The sequence below is a fragment of the Zunongwangia mangrovi genome (assembly GCF_900112105.1).
In the GTDB taxonomy this organism is placed as follows: Bacteria; Bacteroidota; Bacteroidia; order Flavobacteriales; family Flavobacteriaceae; genus Zunongwangia; species Zunongwangia mangrovi.
In genome coordinates this window covers 399494-418946 of sequence record NZ_FOKV01000003.1, presented here as the reverse complement: position 1 = coordinate 418946, position 19453 = coordinate 399494, and the positions used below count along the sequence as shown (strand labels likewise).

Below are 19453 nucleotides of genomic sequence, written 5' to 3'. Positions count from 1 at the left end.
TTTTAATTTAAAACACGCTACTTTTCAAGAAAAGTAAATTAGATGTTTTCATTCTTCGCTAAGAAGTATTTTTTCGTAGATCTACTAGAAGGATTCACAGATTTCCATAATCATATTTTACCGGGGATCGACGATGGTTCGCCAGATGTTGAAACCAGCCTGCAGCTTATTAACAAGTTTGGTGAATTTGGCGTGACAAATTTTGTGCACACCCCACACGTAATGAATGATTATTATCCTAATACTCCTGAAATCATCAATAACGCGCTCGCAAAGTTACAAGCCGCACAACCAGCAAATATCAAGAATTCGGCTGCGGCAGAATATATGATGGATCAGTCTTTAATGGATAAATTGGATGACGAAAAATTATTGAAAATTTCAGGGAATTTTAGTCTTGTAGAAATGTCTTTTTTACAGCCACCAATTAATTTAAAAGAGATCATCTTTAAACTGCAAAACAAAGGTCATGTTTTAATTTTAGCACATCCAGAGCGCTATGGCTTTTTTCATGATAGCAAAATGAGAAAATATTACGATCTTAAAAGTCGTGGATGTTATTTTCAGCTGAATATGCTTTCGCTTACTTCGCATTATGGAGAAGGCATCCAAAAAATGGCTTTTAAACTACTCGAAAATCAAATGATCGATTATATAAGTAGTGATACTCACCGGATGGAACATTTAGAAAAACTCCAAAACATCAAACTGAAATCGAAAGAGATCGAGTTACTTAAACCAATCGTGGAAAAGAGTAAAGAACTTTTTACTTAAAGCTTATAATCTTTTATAATACTAGCTTTTTCCTCTGTCGGAATTTTATCACTAAGTAATACGCTAAGCTGCTCCATAAAATCATCATTGATTTCGGCACCTTCAACAATTGAAATATTATTTGATTGCTGAATCAGGTTTTCATTTTCAGCGATTAGCTGTTCATGCTCTTTTTCGCCTGGCTTTAATTCGGTTTTTAGAATTTCAGCAGATCGATTATAAAGATAAAGATTAGCCAGCCTAGCTAACAGCAAAGGATGCTCATTTTTCAAAGTAAAAATTTGCCCAGAACTATCATTTTCTAAAACATCATCTGTAAGCTCGAAAATTTCCTGAATCGTAAAAAAATACCGTGAAGCATTCACATTGGTCAAACTTATAGAATCTCGCCATTCCAATTGCCTATCCCAAATCGGCAAGACCGAACCAGTACTGCCTAAAACATTCCCAAACCGAATCGTTTTGAAACTGATTTCATCACAATTTTGCGAAAACCATAAACATAATTTTTCTGCCCAGGCTTTGCTTTTCCCCATCACAGATTTTGGCGCTACCGCCTTATCGGTCGATACTAAAATACATTGCTCAGCATTATAGGTTTCAGCCAAATAGAAAACAATATAAGCCCCTGCAATATTATTTTTTACAACTTCTTCAAGCTCGTTCTCCAGTAAACCCACGTGTTTATAAGCTGCAGCATGAATTACAATTTCGGGTTGAAATTCTTCAAAAATCGATGTCATTCGTTGCCTATTGGTCACATCTGCCAAGCAACAATTTATATTCGCGTTTGGATATAAAATCTCAACTTCTTCTTTCAGAAAAAATAAAGCTGATTCACTTTGATCTATAATTATAATTTCTGAAAACGAAGCCGAATAATACTTTACTAAAGCAGCGCCAATATAGCCAGCACCACCCGTTATCAATAACTTTTTATTTTTCTGCGGAAGTTTACTCGGACTTATTTTATCAATTTTAAATAAATCCTGAAGCTGAAATTCGTTGAAATGGAATACGTTTTTTTTCCAATCCTGAAGCGGAAGCGTAAAAATAGCTGCCTTTGCACTTATCGCTTTATCCAAAAACGCGGCTTTAATTCCGAAATCAGCTTTATGTTCTTCTTCAATATAAATTACAGTAGACTCGCTTTCTAAAAATTCCAGCTTGTCTAGTTCTTCAGAATTTAGTCGGTTTTTATCGAAAATCAAGATGTTCAAATTTATATAATTTTGCCGAAGAAAATCTGAAACTTCCTGAAGCTTTGAAGCTTCACCAAAAATGATAATTTGCGCTGTTAAATCTGGTTTAAGCATTTTTTACTGCCGCTAATAGTTCGGATTTAATAAAATTGAGATCTGCATCGCTCATTGCAGTTCCCGATGGCAAACATAAGCCATTTTCGAATATTTTTTCAGCAATATCAATTCCGTAAAAATCAAATTCGGCAAAAACCGGCTGCGTGTGCAAAGGTTTCCAGATACGCCGACTTTCAATGTTTTTATCAGCTAATTTTTTCATTAGATCTGTAACCGATATTGGTGATTTTTCAGCATCAATTTCTAAAATACTCAACCAGTGATTACTTTTAAATGCTGAAGAAGATTCTGCAAAAACATTAAAACCATCGATCTCATTTAAAAACGATGCATAAAATTGCTGAATTTCACGTTTCTTTTTTACCCGCTCTTCTAAAACATCAATCTGCGAAATTCCGATAGCTGCCAAAACATTACTCATCCTGTAATTATAGCCAATTTCTTTATGTAGATAAAAATCCTCGTTTTCTTTAGACTGAGTGGCCCAAAAAACTGCTTTATTTTGCTGAATTTTGTTCTTACAAACCAACGCACCACCGGCTGAAGTGGTTATAATTTTATTTCCGTTAAAAGAAAACACCGCCAAATCGCCAAAACTACCGCAAGGTTTATTTTTGTATAAACTCCCCATTGCTTCCGCCGCATCTTCAATAATTGGGATTTCATATTGAGCCGAAATTCGATGAATTTCAGCTACTTTATAAGGCATTCCGTAGATATGAACCGCAATAATTGCTTTAGGTTTCTTTCCTTTTTTGATTTGATCTTTTATGGCCTCTTCCAGAAATTCTGGAGATAAATTATACGTATCTTTTTCGCTATCCACGAAAACAGGCGTGGCACCTTGGTACAAAATAGGATTCACCGAAGCAGCAAAACTTAAACTCTGGCAAATCACAACGTCTCCTTTGCCAATATTCAGTAATTTTAAGGCTAAATGTAAAGCTGAAGTTCCCGAATTCAGCGCAACTACCGGAGGATTTTCAGTTCCTAAAAATGCTGAAATTTTAGCTTCAAATTCACCAATTTGAGGTCCTACGGGAGCAATCCAGTTTTCCTGAAAAACCTGCTGTATTTTTTGCAGTTCGTTTCCACTTAAATGCGGTGGGGAAAGCCAGATTTTCTTCATCGATTACCGAATTTTAGGAAATATAGGTTATTCTGATTTCTTTTCAGGAATTACATGTTCAAAATTTACCGCGTCATAACCGTTAGAACTCACTATGGTTTTCAGCAAAATTTTAAGATCCAGCCAAAAACTCTGGTTTTCGATATAGTAATTGTCTAAACGATATTTTTCTGGCCATTTTAGGGAATTTCGACCGGTAATTTGTGCAAGCCCTGTGATTCCTGGTAAAACGCGATGACGATCTCGTTGCAATCTATCATCAAGATCAATATAATAAACCGGCAACGGTCGCGGACCAATAAAACTCATTTCAAACTTAAGAATATTAAAAAGTTGCGGAATTTCATCTAAACCAGATTGTCTTAAAATTCGGCCTAAAGGAGTAACGCGGAGTTCTTCTTTTAAAAGTTTTCCTTCGGAATCCTTTTTATCGCTCATTGTTTTAAACTTGTATATCCTAAAACTGTGAGCATCCTTTCCTACCCGATCCTGAATAAAAAATGGGCTAAAACCATCGAATATTAAGATGAGCAATATGATTATTATAAAAATAGGAAGAAATAATACGATCGTAAACAACGCAAAAATAAAGTCGGCAGTACTTTTTACGTATTTTCGATACATATTTAAATCACTTTAAAATTGCAGCAAACCAAAGCTGAAATTCAATGAAAATTTATAGTTTTTTATCAGCTTTATCGCCTAAAACACCTTTTACATCGTAAATAACGCTTTCTTCAGTTTTTAATTCCGCCAAATCCATTTCTAAAAATTCCTGATGGGAAACTGCTAAAATCAAAGCGTCGAATTTAGTTTCTGGCTTTTGATTCAAAGTTTTCACATTATATTCATGCAAAACTTCTTCAGGATTCGCTAAAGGATCATAAACAGAAACATTTACGCCGTAATCCTTCAAATTTCGATACACATCGATAACTCGGGTATTGCGAACATCGGGACAGTTTTCCTTGAAGGTAAAACCTAAAATAAGAATATTAGATTCTTTAACTTTCAGGTCTCTTTTCAGCATTAATTTTACAACTTCCGCAGCAACATATTGCCCCATGCTATCGTTCATGCGTCTTCCGGCAAGAATAATTTCTGGATGATAACCAACCGCTTGTGCTTTTTGAGCCAGATAATAAGGATCTACACCAATACAGTGCCCACCAACTAAACCGGGCGTAAACGGAATAAAATTCCATTTTGTCCCCGCCGCTTCTAAAACCGCTTTGGTATCGATATCCAACATATTGAAGATCTTCGCCAGTTCATTTACAAAAGCAATATTAATATCACGCTGCGAATTTTCGATCACTTTTGCAGCTTCAGCCACTTTTATAGATGGTGCCAAATGCGTCCCGGCAGTAATTACCGAAGCGTAAATAGCATTAATTTCTTTAGCAATCGCAGGAGTTGATCCTGAGGTTACTTTTAAAATTTTATCTACGGTATGCTTTTTATCACCGGGATTTATACGTTCTGGAGAGTAACCTACAAAGAAATCTTTATTAAAACTTAATCCACTAATTTTCTCTAAAACCGGCACACATTCTTCTTCTGTTGCTCCCGGAAAGACAGTGCTTTCGTAAACAACCACATCGCCATTATTTAAAACGCTGGCAACAGTTTCACTACTTTTATAAAGCGGTGTAAGATCTGGTTTGTTATTCTTATCTACCGGCGTTGGCACCGTGATCACGTAAAAATTACAGTCGGTTAAATCTTCAATATTAGCCGTACAAAACAAACCAGTTTCTTCAGAATTACTTTCTTTTAAAACCGCTTTTAGATCTTTATTTTCAACCTCTAAAGTTTTATCATTTCCCTGCTTTAATTCGCTAATTCTGGAGTTATTGATATCGAAACCAACTACAGGATATTTTGTAGCGAAAAGACGCGCCAAAGGTAATCCAACATACCCAAGACCTATAACTGCTATTTTCTTTTGTGTCATTTACTTTAAATTATTCCAATACCAGGAAACTGCTTCAGCTAATCCTTCTTTAACTGAAAATTCTGGCTGATAACCGAGTAATTTCTTTGCTTTTTCGATCGATGCCTGAGAATGTGGAACATCGCCCTGGCGCTCGACACCATATTTTGCAGAAATTCCTGAAATTTCAGGATCAAATTTAGATAATTCTGACTTTAAAATATTAACAAGTTCGTTGAGATTTGTTCTTCCGCCGTAAGCCACATTATAAACTTGATTTACCGCTTCTGGATTTTCAGTAAGCATTGCGAGTAAATTCATCTGAATCACATTATCGATATAGGTGAAATCTCTAGAAAAACTACCATCACCATTAATCACGGGCGACTGATGACTCATCAGTTTCTTTACAAACTTGGGAATCACTGCGGCATACGCGCCGTTTGGATCCTGATGTCGACCAAAGACATTAAAATAACGCAAACCAATATTTTCGAGACCATAAGTTTTCTGAAAAACATCGGCATATAATTCGTTTACATATTTTGTGATCGCATAAGGTGATAAAGGTTTGCCGATGTGATCTTCGATCTTTGGTAATTCTGAAGCATCTCCATAAGTTGAAGAACTTGCTGCATAAATAAATCTTTTTACCTGGTTTTCTTTAGCCGCAACCAACATATTTAAAAATCCGCTTACATTAACATCGTTAGTGGTTTGCGGATCTTTAATAGAACGTGGCACCGAGCCTAAAGCTGCCTGATGTAAGATATAATCTACATTTTTGCAGGCATTTAAACAAGCTTCAAAATCGCGAATATCGGCTTCTAATAAAGTGAAATTTGGATGATCATTTAATGCGTTAAGATTTGACCTTTTTCCGGTAGAAAAATTGTCTAAGCAAATCACCTTTGCCCCAAGATCGAGAAGCTTTTGGCAAAGATTAGAACCAATAAAACCAGCACCACCAGTTACGAGTACCGTACTGGTGGTTAGTTTTGCCATTTTATTTGGTTCTATCAAGATATTGATAATTAATGTTCAGAATCAAACGTAGTAGATTCTAAATTTACCAATTTAGTTTTGATAATTTTTTCTGTAGTTTTATTTAATTCGGCTTCACCTTTTAATCGTTTTCCAAGAAGTTTCATGGCTCCTTTCCCTATTTTGCGAGGATTTTGCTCGATATAACTAATAGATGGCGTTAGGAAAGACGTGATTTCTTCATTTAAGAAACCAACAACTTTAAGATCTTCAGGAATACGAATATTATGTTCGTAAGCATAACGATAAACTCTCATCGTACTTTCTGTATCACAACAAAGAACAGCTTCTACTTTATCGTCGATTAGGATTTCATGAATTTTTTCATCTAAGAATTCACGTCTTGTTGATGCCGCAATATGCTCTTTCATACTTGGCAATAAAGCTTCCTGATAACCTCTAATTCTCTCTTTACCGTTAACCAGGTGAAGAATCGTTGAAACCACACCAATTTTTTTGACTCCTTTTTTGATCAATTTGGTGGTCACCTTTTTAAAACTTTCAGCATCGTCTACCCCAACTTTATCTACAGGCATATCATAATTGATACGATCGTAAAGTACTACTGGTATATCATAATCGATTAGATGATAAATATGGTCGAAAGCTCTTTTACGCTGCGTTTCTTCAGCAATAGAAAGTAGAACTCCATCTACAAAACCAGATGTTAAATGGTCTATGATCTGCACTTCACGATCATAAGATTCGTTAGAAATATAAGTGATCACTTGTAATCCTTCCTCCTGCGCTTTAGCTTCTATCCCAGATAAAACTTTGGCAAAAAAGACATTTGCAATGTTTGGGATAATCACACCAATCGTTCCACTCCTGCTACTTTTTAAATTAACTGCCACAGGATTAGGACGATAATTATGTAAAGCTGCAAGTTCTTTAACGCGTTCTACCGTTTTCTGACTAATTTCTGGGCTGTCATTTAGTGCTTTAGAAACAGTAGAAACTGAGACATTAAGCAATTTAGAAAGCTCTTTTAAGGTGATTTTATTTTTCATACCTTCAACCTAAAGTTTAAATCTGGTTTTTACGCCAAAGAAAAGCAATTTTGCCTTTGCTAGAAAATAAATTCGACGATAAGTGACTAGCCGAGCTAATTTTCATAATTACAAAGATAGTTTTTAGAAGTCATAAACCCTAGACCCTTGATTTTTTTGGGGTTCAACACCAAGACTTGCACAAATTTTTAGATTCAGTATATAAAATAAGAACCACACTTAATTAAAAAACACAATTTCAAAGGACAACCCCTGTATTTTCGTTATTTTTCTGAAAAACATTTCAAAAATGCTAGTTATCTGATTACCAAAGTTCTTCTTTTTAAAACATACTTAGCTTCTTCCTATATGAGTATTAAACTGGTGAAACAGATTACATCATTAAAAATCATCAAAAGTTACTTATCAGCTCTTCCCGAAATTTGCATGATTTTTTTCTAATTTTTTGTACACTAGCAAAAACGATAATTATAACCCATACCTATGAAATTCTTTAATTCTTATTGGTTTTATATTCTTGCAGCTATAATTACCATAATTGGTCTCCTTACAGGTTGGTATTTTTTATTCTTACTGGTTTTACCTATAGGCCTTTTCAGCAGAAAAAAAGATCGCTAAGTCTTCAAATATTAAGGAATAGCCAAATCGAGTTAAACTTATACTAAACCATTTAAATGTCTTGGAAATAAGGCAGTCTAGACGTAATTTAACATTTGAAATCAATTGAAAAATTAACGAAAATGAAAGATTACGGAACCCTATCTCAAGCAATAAATAAATTGAAATTAGAGGAAGGTTATGAGCATGATTTTAATCTTCTGGATGAACATCTTGAATTGAAATCTGAAGACGAAAAATTTGGTGTGAACGAATTCGACGTAGATAAAGTATTACGCTTTGAAGGAATGAGTAATCCAGACGATAATTCGATTCTTTATGCTATAACTACAGAAAATGGTAGAAAAGGAACTCTGGTTGATGGATATGGAGTTTCAAGCGGACAAATGTCTGATGAGATGAGTAAGAAATTAGATTTGAAGCAAAATAGACCTATAGACTAAGCTGATGTAAGTATAGCGTTAAACTTCTATTAAACGCTATGCAGAACCTTTTAAGTATTGTATTTTTGTATTGAAATTAAAAAAACTATAAATAAATACTATGAACTATTTAGGATTAGACAAAGAAAAAATTGCTTTAACTGTAGATGAGTTAAACATTTTGTTGGCTGATTACCATTTATACTATCAAAAATTAAGAAATTTTCATTGGAACGTAATTGGTAAGAACTTCTTCGATCTACACGAGAAATTCGAAGAAATGTACGATGACGCCAAATTGAAAATTGATGAAATTGCAGAGCGTGTATTAACCTTAAGATTTCAGCCTACAAGTAATTTGAGCGATTATTTAAAAATGTCGAATCTGGAAGAATCTATTTCTGAACTTACAGATTACGATATGATCGAGCAATTGATCAATGATCATGGTGTGCTTCTTTCTCAAATGAGAAAAGTAGTTAAAGCAGCAGATGCTGCAGGCGACGAAGGTACCATCGATCTAATTGGTGCATACATTAGAGAGCTTGAAAAAACGAGCTGGATGCTAGATGCATGGAAAATGAAAACGACTGAAACTCATAAAGCTATTCCTGCTGAATAATTTATTATAACATACATGGCAAATAGCTTTGATATCGAAAAATCATTAGAATCCTTAGTTGATAAACTAACTGGATGGCTAAATAGCCTTATCGTGAACCTGCCAAATATTATTTTGGCAGTTCTCGTTTTTATACTTTTCTTTTTTATAGCCAAATGGGTTGGTAAGATCGTTAACCGACTTTTAATTAGAAAAGTAAAACAGGATTCTATAAGAGAGATTACGATTAAAGTCTTAAAGGCAATAATTATCCTTACCGGATTTTTTGTGGCTTTAGGACTTTTGAATTTAAATCAGCTTTTAACCTCTATTCTTGCCGGTGCAGGAGTAATTGGTCTGGCTGTTGGTTTAGCTTTACAGGGACCGCTTAACAATAGTTTTTCTGGAGTAATCCTAAGCTTTTTACCTGAACTACAAATTGGTGATTGGGTAGAGACAAACGGTTATGCCGGTACGGTAATAGAAATTAACCTTAGAAGTATCAAAATTAAACAATCTGATAATAATTTTGTGGTTATCCCTAACTCCAAAATTGTTGACGATGCGTTTAAAAATTACAGCCGAACAGAGCGTTCAAGAATTTTTGTAGACTGCGGAGTTCATTACGATAGTGATCTAGAATTTGTTCAAAAATTAACTGTTGATACTATCGCTGAATTATTCCCGCAGAATGGCCAAGAAGAAGTTGAGTTTATGTATAACGCTTTTGCAGACAGCTCAATCAACTTTACGGTTAGATTTTGGACAGATGCTAGGAAGAATTATGATATTTTAGTAGCACAAAGTAGAGCGATCGTTGGCATTAAAAAAGCTTTTGATAAGAATGATATTAATATTCCATTCCCTATTAGAACTATTGATTTTACTAATAATTTGAATTTAAGTCAGTCTTCTGAAGGTAAACAGGAATAAATTTATAATTGTCTATTTTATAAAAAACAAAAGGCTTTTGGTAATACCAAAAGCCTTTCTTTATTAGAATTAGCACTCTAACACATTATTAAAAAAAGAAGTTGCTTTCTCTAACCTCTCCCTTTTTACCTAATGTATTAAACTTATAACTGAAACCTAGCATAAAATATTGTTGTAAGACCGTACTTTGTACATCCTGAACATAATTTTCTGAGGTTTGACGTTGTGTGTTAGTGTTTTGATCCAGAATATCGAAGGCTTTTAAACTAATGTTTCCTTTGTTATCCAATATTGAATAGGTAAGCGTACTATTCCAGAGGACCGTAGATTGCTGAAAAGCTGCACCAACATTTGGATTATTAAAATAACTAAGATCATTGCTCCATTCTAGATTTTCTGGCCAGTTAGTTTTAGTTCTTAAACGAAGCTCATGCCTGGTAAACTCATAATCTTCTAAAGCATTAATATCAAATTCAACCGTGTTGAATCTAATACCATAACTAGGTCGTAACTCTAAAAAGTCTCCTAATTCGTACGTAAAATTTAAAGTTGGCCCAACCATCTTAGAATCTCGATCATAAATTTGATCGTTATTATAGTTTACCGTTCTCTCTACATTTCCGTAAGCACTAACACCTACTTTAATGGTAGATAAAGTATCAAGTTCAATATCCTTACTATAGCTCATACTTCCATAAAACCTGTAGGCTCCATCAACATTATCATAGGTAGTAGATCTTACAAAATTTTCATCTACCTGAGATCTTGAAACCACCTGGTCATCGGTTTCTGAATAACTTAAGTATGCATAAAGACCGCTACGTGTTTGAAAATCATAATTATTAAAATTCACATAGAATCTTGTGCTATTAGAAGGTTTAAGGTCTGGATTACCCTGAATGATATTTAGTGGATCTGAAACATCTACGTAAGGTGATAACTGGCGAACTTGCGGAGCCTCATTATTTCTGGAAATACTAGAATAGATCCGCATTTTCTGACTGATCGTATACCTTACATTTAAATTATACTCCAGCGCATTAAAATCCTGTGAAAAATTAAAATCTCTTAGGTTATCACTGCTCGCCATTTCTCTATAAACATAAGCGACATCCAATCCAAAATTGGCTTTCTTCGTATTCCAGTCTAATCCAAACTCTGGGCGGTAAAATTCGTTTATATTTTCAAAATCTGTACTTTGCTCGATATTGAAATTATCGAATGTTCCAGAAGCATCATTAAGATCGTAAACATATTGCCTATCATCTCTGGAATCGTTACCATATCCTATTTCAGAATTCAAATAAAACTTATCTTTTACAATCGGTAGTCTATAACGAAGGGTAGAATTAATATTGTTATTCTCCTGTTCTCCATCTGTAAATTGATTTCTATCGATAGATTGCCCATCATTTCCAAAGGTTTCTGCTGAAGTCAAAATATACGACTCTGAATCATTATTTTCTAGGTCCCCGTTTACTCGTAAAGACAATGAAGCGCCATTTGCCCATCTTTTATTCACGTTAAAATTCCCTCCAAAAGTCTTTCCATCTCTAAATGTTTGGTTATCACTCTCAGATTCGTTAATTAAGTCACCATTTTCATTAAAAGACCGTGAATTACTTTCGTAACTATTTTCAGCTTTAGTATAACTGAACGAAGGCATGGCATCTATAAACCAAGTGGTATCTGGTTTTGTTGTAAATTTTAGATTTGCCTGATGGCGATCTGTATTTCCTTCTGTTCTAGAATAACTTTCTGTAAAATATCGATTATCAGGCAAGATATTTTCTCGCTCACGTTGGGTTTCTTCATAACTATTGGAGCCGGAGTAAAAATAATCAGCTGAAATTTCTGAAGTTTCACCCCAGGAATCCGCAAAATTAAGTCCGCCGGTTCGTGAATTAATGATTCCGCTACCAAAACCAAAACTACGACCATTAATACTGAAAGCTCCGGTGCTGGAAACCATCATGGATCCACCACCTCCAAACATTTTTTCGATCTCCCCAAAACTAAAACCAGGAGAATTAATATTGTTACCGCCACCAAGCGCGCTTAGTTGAAGGTCGTTATCAAAATAATTGACAAGACCGGCATATTCAAAACGATCATCGGTACCACCGCCACCAGAAACACGACCAAAAACTCCTTTGTTCTTATCCTCATCGATGGTAATATTGATGGTTTTATTTTCGCCATCGCTATTTTCTCCTGTAAAAGCATCTGAGTCTGATTTGGTATCAGAAACCTGAATTTTACTAATCATTTCTTTAGTTAGATTTCGTGTGGCTATCGTAGGATCGTCACCTCCAAAGAATGATTTACCGTTAACCAGGATCTTATTTACAGGTTTGCCGTTTACGGTTATATTTCCTTCAGCATCTACTTCTACTCCTGGTAATTCTTTTAAAAGATCTTCAACCGTAGCGTCCTTTTGAGTTTTAAAAGATTCAGCATTAAATTCTAGTGTATCTTTCTTGATCGTTACCGGCGCTCTTCTAGCTTTTACCAAAACATCGCCTAAAGACTCCACCTGAAATTCGAGTGCAATAGGATCTAATGTTATCATACGGTCGCCTGCAAGTTTAACTCTTTGTTCATGCGGAACGTAACCTACAAAAGAAACATAAACATTAACTTCTTTAAGACCGGTTCTTCCAATTAATTTATATTCTCCGTCCTTATCTGTGATCGTATACGTAACCAGAGTACTATCGGTCACCGATTCTGCAAAAACGGTTGCAGCCTCTAATGGAGCCTTGTTTTCTTTATCTATTAATTTTCCTGAAATTTCAAATTTTTGTGCAGATAATGAAATGCTAAAAAGTCCTATAGCGAGGACCAGTAATTTTTTAAACATAAAATGATGAATTATTGATTGACGTATGCTAATAACTAAAAAACTCGTTGAATATTTAATGAGTTCTAATTTTTTAAGTTTTATTTAACGTTTTATAGGGTGTTTATCCTGTAATGCCTTACTCTTCCTGGCTGACTCTTTCTGTTTTTATGGAATGTATCAAATCGATAACTAAAGCTTAGCATAAAATACTGAGTGAGCGCCGTAGACTCGTAAGAAGTGATAGAATCTGCACCAGAAAATTGATAGACATTCGTGTTTTCGTTTAAAATATCATATGCCTTAAGCGTCAATAGCCCGAAATCATTTTTTAGGAATTTATACGATATAGAAGAGTTCCAAAAGAAAATATGTGCATCAAATCGATCCTCATCGACCTGCGGATTAGTTGAATATCTAAAATCATTATTCCATTCAAAATTCTTAAGGAATTTTATAAAACCACTAAAATTTAACGAATTTCGATATATTCTTTGATCTGCTATGGTCTCCAAATCATATTCTGCAACTTGCAAATTCATAGAATAACTTAGCTGAAGTCTTAAGCTCTGGTTAGACAAATTTACAGATGGTCCAATTCTATAATTCTGAGTACTGGCTGAATATAAAGTTTCATCGGTAAATCGATAATTCTTATTATGCCTTGCACTAATATTCAGATTAACGCCCAAACGATTAATAGAATCTAATTTGAAATTCTTATTCATCCAAACAGAAGCAGACAGTCCATACTCATCATTTATATTGCTGAAGGTTGTAAATCTTGAAAGATCATCGGCTATAGTGGTTTGAGATTGTACAGGATCTACAGTATAATCGCCATTGATACTTGCATTGAAATAAAGCTGCTTATCCATATTATTACCATTATAACTCAATCTAACATTATGGCGATTGGTGAGGTCTAAATCTGGATTTCCCTCAACTATGTTTAGTGGATTTGAAATATTTCTATACGGTGTTAAGCTATAGATCGAAGGAATTTGGTTAGATAAATTGTAATTTAACCGAAGACTCGAAGTTTTTGAAATACTATAATTGAATCTGGCACTTCCTTCAAAAGCATTAAAATCATTCTCAAAGCTAAAATCTCTAATTCTATCTGTACTTTCTAAATCTGCAAAAGAATATCTGGCATCTATGGAAAAATTAAAAGTTTCACCCTGATAACTAATATTTAAAGCAGGTTTGTGAGTTATGGTATGATTATCAAAACTTGTACTTTGATCTTCATTAAGATTGGTATAGCTATTAGATTCTTCATCCAGATCGAAAACTAAGTTTTCTGAATCCTGCAGATTAGCACTATAATTATAAGAAATACCGTAGAAAAGTAACTTTTCGATAATTGGAGATCTAAAATTTACTGAAGCGCGAGAATTGTTGTTTTTAGAGCCTCCTCTTGTTATCTGATCTCGATAAATATTTTCCTGGTCTGAATTATAAAAAATGAATTCTGATTGATTATTGCTTTCAAAATCTGAATTAGAGATATTGTTATTTATTCCAAATGTTAGAAACGATTGATTAAATCTCCTGTTAATATTTAAGCTGTTTACGAAATTGGTTGTTTCTGTAAGTCCGTAATTATTAGAATTTGATGTATTTCTTAATTCTCCATTCTCTTCCCTGCTCTCTGAAGTCCTACTCCCTCTCGTAAAGTTTTTATCATAACTAAATCTTGGTCGTGCATCGATCATCCAACTCGAATCTATAGTTGCTTTAATTCTTGAATTAATCTCATGTTTGTCCTGGTTTCCGGTATTGTTATAACTATTTTCTGAGAAGTAATTTCCATCTGGACGAATATTTTCTGAAGACGAAACGTTTCTGTAATAATTATTAGAGGCAGAATAGAAGTAATCTGAACTTACTTCCAGATTTTCCCCAAGATCATCGGCATAATTGGCACCGGTAATTTTAGAATTCACTATACCATTACCACCACCTATTCTTCTACCACCAATACTTATTCCTCCATTATATGTTGTATAAGAATTAGTATTAAATATTTCTCTAAGTTCACCAAATGTAAAACCAGAAGTATTGATATTATTCCCTCCACTAAGCACACTTAATCGCAAATCATCATTAAAGTAATTAGCAAGACCAGCAAACTCGAAACGTTCGTCACTTCCTCCCCCGGCTGCAACTCGGCCAAAAACACCTTTATTCTTATCTTTATCTAGTTTTATATTGACCGTTTTACTATCTCCACTTGCTTTCTCCCCGCGAAAAACCTGGCTATCAGATCGTGTATCTACCACCTGAATTTTATCTACCATATCTTTTAGTAGATTCTTTGTTGCAATACTTCCATCACCAGAGAAAAACTCTTTTCCCCCTACTAATATTCTATTTACCTCTATACCATTAACCTTAATAGTCCCATCTTCATCTATCTCTACTCCCGGTAATTCTCGTAGAAGATCTTCTATCGTTGCTCCTTCTTTTGTTTTAAAAGATGCTGCATTATATTCAAGAGTATCCTGCTTAATTCTAATGGGAGGTACTCTCCCTTCAATTAAAACATCACTTAAAGATTCAACTCGTTGTGACATTTCGATTGGCTTAAGTTCCAAAGGATATTCACTTTGCGGTAGTGAAATTAATTTCTTTACGGGATCGTACCCCACAAAGGAGATCAAGAGATTTATTTTTTCTTTTGAAGATTTCCCTGAAACATTAAAAACACCATCAGCATCTGTTATAGTGTAACTGATTAGGGTACTATCTTTTAAAGTCTCGGTAAATACGGTGGCCCCTTCTAAAGGTTCCTGAGTTATACTATCCAGTAATTTTCCTGATATCTCAAACTTTTGAGACTGGGCAGTAATTGATGATACAATCACTAGCAGAAATAATGCTTTTTTAAGCATATTTGATGATTTTTGATTGATGAGTAACTAAACCTAAACCGTTTAACTACTGCAAGTTTAACACTATTTTATCAAAAATAACACCAAAATTTAATTTTATTAACGTTGCCGCATAAAAAAACCTGCTAAAAGCAGGTTTTTCAATATTTGATTTACAATAATTTTTAAAATCTAAAGCCAAAACCAAAACTTACTCGCCATCCTTCATCTCCATTAAATACGTGCAATGTTCCGTTTACTGCCTCGGCACTATTAATCCATATTCCACCTCCATAACTATCATGCCACTGGTCACTATTACCATCTTTTAACCATACTCTACCAAGGTCATAGCCACCAAAAACCCCTATTTGAAATGGAAGAAAAGAAGTTTTAAACTGATTAAAGCTATAGCGTAGGTCTCCTCCTGTAGCAAAAGCGCTTTTTCCTGCAAATCGCTGCAATCTATAACCTCTCAATCCAGAACCACCTCCTAAAACAGCGGCCTGATAAAATTCGTAATCTGTACCTATATTTATTTGTGTTTGCACATGGCTTTTCAATACTAGTTTTCGACTACGTATGAGTGAATTATAAAATTCTAAATAAGATTTAAAATATCCATAATTTCGATCTGTATCGGCCGTATTTAATTTTGCACCAAGATTTAAATCAAATTGCATTCCGCGGGTTGGATTTAAAACATCATCATAACTTTCATAGCGATACAAAGCATCCAGACCGGCAAAATACTTTCGATCAAAAAATCCTTCAGTATCATCTGGTGTAAATTCATCTATAAATCTTCCTTCAGTGTGATCGATCTCTACTGTTTCAAAACTTGCTTTATAGCTAAAATAGCTACCAAACGGAGTTGCATTTACCAAACCAACGTCACCTCCAATTCTGCTAATCTTAACTCGGTTATAATCTAATGTAAGATCATCATCTAGGTTTACCGTTTCATTTCCGTAGCCAAAAAAGTTTCTAGCAAAATTAGGGCTGGTAAAATGTGCTCCAACTTGTAAATTATAATCTCCTATAATCGTTGCAAATCTTGCCTGATAACTTAGATCAAAACCATCTGTAGCAAAATAATATCCTGCTTTTAGTTCGTGCTGTGAGGTATAGGGATTTCTTTTAAAATCATTGATAGTATACAATGCTTTAAACCCAAGCTTAACACCATCATCTGGATTATAACCTATCCCAGGTGTTATAGAGGTAGATTTGAATACCTTTTTATCTTTATCATAAATATTAAGGTCGTATTGATCTGTAAATCTAAATCGGGCGTCTGCACCTTCTTCTATGGTATTTGGTTTAGATTTATGATCGTATATCTTTAATTTCTTCTTGTTTCTTATTCTATAAATATCGTTGTTTTGCCCACCAATTATCCTCACATAAATTAGGCGATCACCTTCACCATCTACGGTGATGATATCATCGTCATCTAAAGCATAGATCCAAATATCTTTGGTAAACTCTTTATCATAAATATAATCACTTACGATATCTGCACGTTCCCCTTTCTTATTTCTATAGATCGTAACTTTCGTTTTTCCTTCGGGCATTCTGGTAACATCAATAAAATCGTCCTTGTCTGTACCGGTAACTATTGCCAGTTTTGCATAATAATCGTAATACCTTTCAGCAATTTCTACAATATTATCCCTTCTACCTTTTAGTTTCTCGACTACAGTTTCTGTTATTTCTCCCTGTGTTTCTGGCGGAAGATTACTAAAGGCATTTTCGATAACTTCATCTGTTATATTTTGCTGAATATATTCTGCCTGTTCTAACCAGGTTTCTTTTCCTGTGTTTTGAAGTATAGAACGGTCTAAACCAATGGCAGCAATATTAAACCACTCAATATTCGTTAGTTTTTCATCATAAACTGCAAATTGATTTGCCAGACCAACTAGCGATCGAAGCGTACCAAAAAAAGCACCGTCGAAATTTGAAAATACCTGGTCACGATCTCTTGGAATTGGCGTAAACACATGGTTACCTTCTCCATCTTCATTCTCTGCCCAACGCCATTGATCCTGGTGCCTGTCCCAATCGCCAACCAGCATATCAAAGATCCTTGCTTTTACATAAGCCGGCTCGTCTATTTTATATTTTTCATCTCTTCGAATACGTTCAAACATTCCGGCTGTACTAACGATATCGTGATTTGGCGATCCAAAACTTTCCAGATCAAGCCAATGTTCCTCGGGACGTTCTACGATCATGTATACGTCGTCTCCATGATCTTCGTTAAGTTCTTCTAGATTATCCTGCTTAGGCATATAAAAAACCTTCGGGTTTGTATGTGCAAGCCCTATCGCCTCAGACAATGTTGGAATCGCAAGAAATGCAAAAGGATGCGCCGAAGTATAAAAATCTGTAATAATACTTTCTGCTGTAGTATTCTGAAATTGTTTCTCTATAGGTTTATCTTTATAAGCAACCGTTTGCAAAAATTGAACAGCGTCTTTGCGCAAACGCCTAATATTATATTCTCGATTTAAAGAATCTTTTACTCGTATCGAAACTGTTTGGTGACCTCCACCTTCTCGCATCGGCTCTAAACCACCATACAAAGTATCAAGATCTGCAACATTATATTCGATATCAGTCCCGTATAACTTTCGGTAGCGCTTACCCCATAATGTTCGATATAAACCACTTACATCTACATCTTCTTCAGGATAGATACTCGCTGTTTTTTTCTGCGGAAAAGAATCTGGGAAATCTCCCAATTTATAAGGTTTCGGACTTTCAAAAACTTCTTTTTGATACATCAACTCTGGCTCATTATTTCTATTTCGATAATAACTAACCCAGGAAGATCCATCCTTAAATACATCATAAACCGCAAATCCCTGAAGCGAAAAAGCAAATAATCCATCTGTTCCCAGCGCTACATAATTTTCTTTAGATCCAGATCCCGAAATAATTTGTTTGATCCCGTCGTGATCGATGTACTGTAAAGTATGTTCGTGGCCAGAAACAAATATTACTCTATCTCTTCCTTTAACCATAGTTTCCAATCGATCTGATAAAGACTTATAACGTTCATTTTGTAGATCCTGGATAGAAATTCCTCCGGTAGTTCTAATAAGCATTGCTAAAGAACCCAAAACTGGCACCGGAATTTTTCGCTGCGATGGATATAGATGTCGGTTAAAATTATACTGCCCACCATGAATTCCGTTAGAAAAAATAGGATGGTGTAAGGCGATAATCGTTGTTTTATTCTGCGATTTTTTTAGCTCACTTTCGATTTCTGTGAACAATGCTTCTCTAGTTTTTATTTGATCGCAATTGTCGTTGACCGTTGGGCTTTTGTCCCAATCTTCAAGATACCATTGCGAATCGATAATGATCATTTGTATATCATCAGAAATTTCTTTGATCTCTAATCCACATCCTGTGCTGGGAGACCAATCTAAAGAATCACCATATTGTTCTATAAGGTATTCTTCCTGGCGTTCTAAACCATCGATACGTTCGCTATACCAATCGTGATTTCCGGGAATGTAGATCACCTTTCCATTATAATTCTCTACTGCATCTAATTGCGCATCCAATCGATATTCAGATTGTTCACGTAAAGGATCATCTTTAGGAGGCATTCCAACCGGGTAAATATTATCTCCCAAGAAGATCGCATAATCTCCCCTGGTGTCTCTTTCTTTAATAAACTTTTTAAAGACTACTAAGGCTTTAGAAGTACCACCTTCTGGTGAATAGCCTCCATCCCCTAATAAATAAAAAGTCTTCTCAATTTCCTTATTTTCAGGATATCCAAAGTTAGAAGTGGGTTCTCCTTTTCGATATTTTGGATCTGAACTTGTGCAGGCAGCTACAAGCGTTAAAATAAACAAAAAACAGTAGTAGTTATATCTTTTCATAAATGTTGTTAGACAAAATTTTGTAATTTGGCACAGTCAAA

The 19453-nt window shown here is 34.7% G+C and carries 13 protein-coding genes; 4 read left to right on the top strand and 9 right to left on the bottom strand.

The window, feature by feature from the left end; genetic code table 11:
• Positions 1-42: 42 nt before the first annotated feature.
• On the top strand, positions 43-774 hold the full coding sequence (locus tag BM201_RS10165; protein WP_092542220.1) for a tyrosine-protein phosphatase: 732 nt from the start codon (positions 43-45) through the stop codon (positions 772-774).
• On the opposite strand, the gene BM201_RS10160 is transcribed toward BM201_RS10165, so the two are convergent.
• Genes BM201_RS10160 through BM201_RS10135 form a run of 6 tightly spaced genes read right to left on the bottom strand, consistent with a single transcriptional unit; the run spans position 771 to position 7212 of the window.
• Entirely contained in the window at positions 771-2090 is a 1320-nt protein-coding gene (locus BM201_RS10160) for a polysaccharide biosynthesis protein (protein WP_092542218.1), read from the bottom strand. The genes BM201_RS10165 and BM201_RS10160 overlap by 4 nt on opposite strands.
• A complete protein-coding gene (locus tag BM201_RS10155) occupies positions 2083-3222 on the bottom strand; it encodes a DegT/DnrJ/EryC1/StrS family aminotransferase (RefSeq protein ID WP_092542216.1) in 1140 nt (379 codons plus the stop codon). Before BM201_RS10155 ends, BM201_RS10160 begins: the two co-directional genes overlap by 8 nt.
• A 27-nt stretch (positions 3223-3249) precedes the next feature.
• Positions 3250-3846 (bottom strand): sugar transferase, encoded by a 597-nt coding sequence (locus BM201_RS10150; protein WP_092542214.1) that lies wholly within the window; start codon positions 3844-3846, stop codon positions 3250-3252.
• A 52-nt stretch (positions 3847-3898) separates the two neighbouring features.
• Positions 3899-5179, bottom strand: coding sequence for a nucleotide sugar dehydrogenase (locus BM201_RS10145; RefSeq protein WP_092542212.1), 1281 nt, complete (start codon positions 5177-5179; stop codon positions 3899-3901).
• Positions 5180-6163 carry an SDR family oxidoreductase gene (locus BM201_RS10140; protein WP_092542353.1) on the bottom strand — a complete coding sequence of 328 codons (984 nt, stop codon included), beginning with the start codon at positions 6161-6163 and terminating at the stop codon, positions 5180-5182.
• A gap of 29 nt (positions 6164-6192) precedes the next feature.
• On the bottom strand, positions 6193-7212 hold the full coding sequence (locus BM201_RS10135) for a LacI family DNA-binding transcriptional regulator (RefSeq protein WP_092542210.1): 1020 nt from the start codon (positions 7210-7212) through the stop codon (positions 6193-6195).
• 740 nt (positions 7213-7952) lie between these two features.
• Between BM201_RS10135 and BM201_RS10130 the strand changes: the two genes are divergently transcribed.
• The 3 genes from BM201_RS10130 (at position 7953) to BM201_RS10120 (ending at position 9786) form a co-directional block, all read left to right on the top strand.
• Positions 7953-8273, top strand: coding sequence for a phosphoribosylpyrophosphate synthetase (locus BM201_RS10130; protein ID WP_092542208.1), 321 nt, complete (start codon positions 7953-7955; stop codon positions 8271-8273).
• Between the two features lie 100 nt (positions 8274-8373).
• Entirely contained in the window at positions 8374-8874 is a 501-nt protein-coding gene (locus BM201_RS10125; RefSeq protein WP_092542206.1) for a Dps family protein, read from the top strand.
• A 15-nt stretch (positions 8875-8889) separates the two neighbouring features.
• The gene (locus BM201_RS10120; RefSeq protein ID WP_092542204.1) at positions 8890-9786 is read left to right on the top strand and encodes a mechanosensitive ion channel family protein; all 897 of its coding nucleotides are present in this window, start codon (positions 8890-8892) and stop codon (positions 9784-9786) included.
• Positions 9787-9874: 88 nt separating this feature from the next.
• On the opposite strand, the gene BM201_RS10115 is transcribed toward BM201_RS10120, so the two are convergent.
• From BM201_RS10115 to BM201_RS10105, 3 genes are all read right to left on the bottom strand, one after another.
• The gene (locus tag BM201_RS10115; protein WP_092542202.1) at positions 9875-12649 is read right to left on the bottom strand and encodes an outer membrane beta-barrel protein; all 2775 of its coding nucleotides are present in this window, start codon (positions 12647-12649) and stop codon (positions 9875-9877) included.
• A gap of 92 nt (positions 12650-12741) precedes the next feature.
• Entirely contained in the window at positions 12742-15528 is a 2787-nt protein-coding gene (locus BM201_RS10110; protein ID WP_092542200.1) for an outer membrane beta-barrel protein, read from the bottom strand.
• Between the two features lie 164 nt (positions 15529-15692).
• Positions 15693-19412 carry a BamA/TamA family outer membrane protein gene (locus BM201_RS10105; RefSeq protein WP_092542198.1) on the bottom strand — a complete coding sequence of 1240 codons (3720 nt, stop codon included), beginning with the start codon at positions 19410-19412 and terminating at the stop codon, positions 15693-15695.
• Positions 19413-19453 lie beyond the last annotated feature (41 nt).

Excerpts from the sequence above, each read along its gene's own strand:
- BM201_RS10115 (WP_092542202.1), bottom strand. The coding sequence starts at position 12,649 with ATGTTTAAAAAATTACTGGTCCTCGCTATAGGACTTTTTAGCATTTCA.
- BM201_RS10160 (WP_092542218.1), bottom strand. The coding sequence starts at position 2,090 with ATGCTTAAACCAGATTTAACAGCGCAAATTATCATTTTTGGTGAAGCT.
- BM201_RS10130 (WP_092542208.1), top strand. The coding sequence starts at position 7,953 with ATGAAAGATTACGGAACCCTATCTCAAGCAATAAATAAATTGAAATTA.
- BM201_RS10155 (WP_092542216.1), bottom strand. The coding sequence starts at position 3,222 with ATGAAGAAAATCTGGCTTTCCCCACCGCATTTAAGTGGAAACGAACTG.
- BM201_RS10140 (WP_092542353.1), bottom strand. The coding sequence starts at position 6,163 with ATGGCAAAACTAACCACCAGTACGGTACTCGTAACTGGTGGTGCTGGT.
- BM201_RS10145 (WP_092542212.1), bottom strand. The coding sequence starts at position 5,179 with ATGACACAAAAGAAAATAGCAGTTATAGGTCTTGGGTATGTTGGATTA.
- BM201_RS10165 (WP_092542220.1), top strand. The coding sequence starts at position 43 with ATGTTTTCATTCTTCGCTAAGAAGTATTTTTTCGTAGATCTACTAGAA.
- BM201_RS10105 (WP_092542198.1), bottom strand. The coding sequence starts at position 19,412 with ATGAAAAGATATAACTACTACTGTTTTTTGTTTATTTTAACGCTTGTA.
- BM201_RS10125 (WP_092542206.1), top strand. The coding sequence starts at position 8,374 with ATGAACTATTTAGGATTAGACAAAGAAAAAATTGCTTTAACTGTAGAT.
- BM201_RS10135 (WP_092542210.1), bottom strand. The coding sequence starts at position 7,212 with ATGAAAAATAAAATCACCTTAAAAGAGCTTTCTAAATTGCTTAATGTC.
- BM201_RS10110 (WP_092542200.1), bottom strand. The coding sequence starts at position 15,528 with ATGCTTAAAAAAGCATTATTTCTGCTAGTGATTGTATCATCAATTACT.
- BM201_RS10150 (WP_092542214.1), bottom strand. The coding sequence starts at position 3,846 with ATGTATCGAAAATACGTAAAAAGTACTGCCGACTTTATTTTTGCGTTG.
- BM201_RS10120 (WP_092542204.1), top strand. The coding sequence starts at position 8,890 with ATGGCAAATAGCTTTGATATCGAAAAATCATTAGAATCCTTAGTTGAT.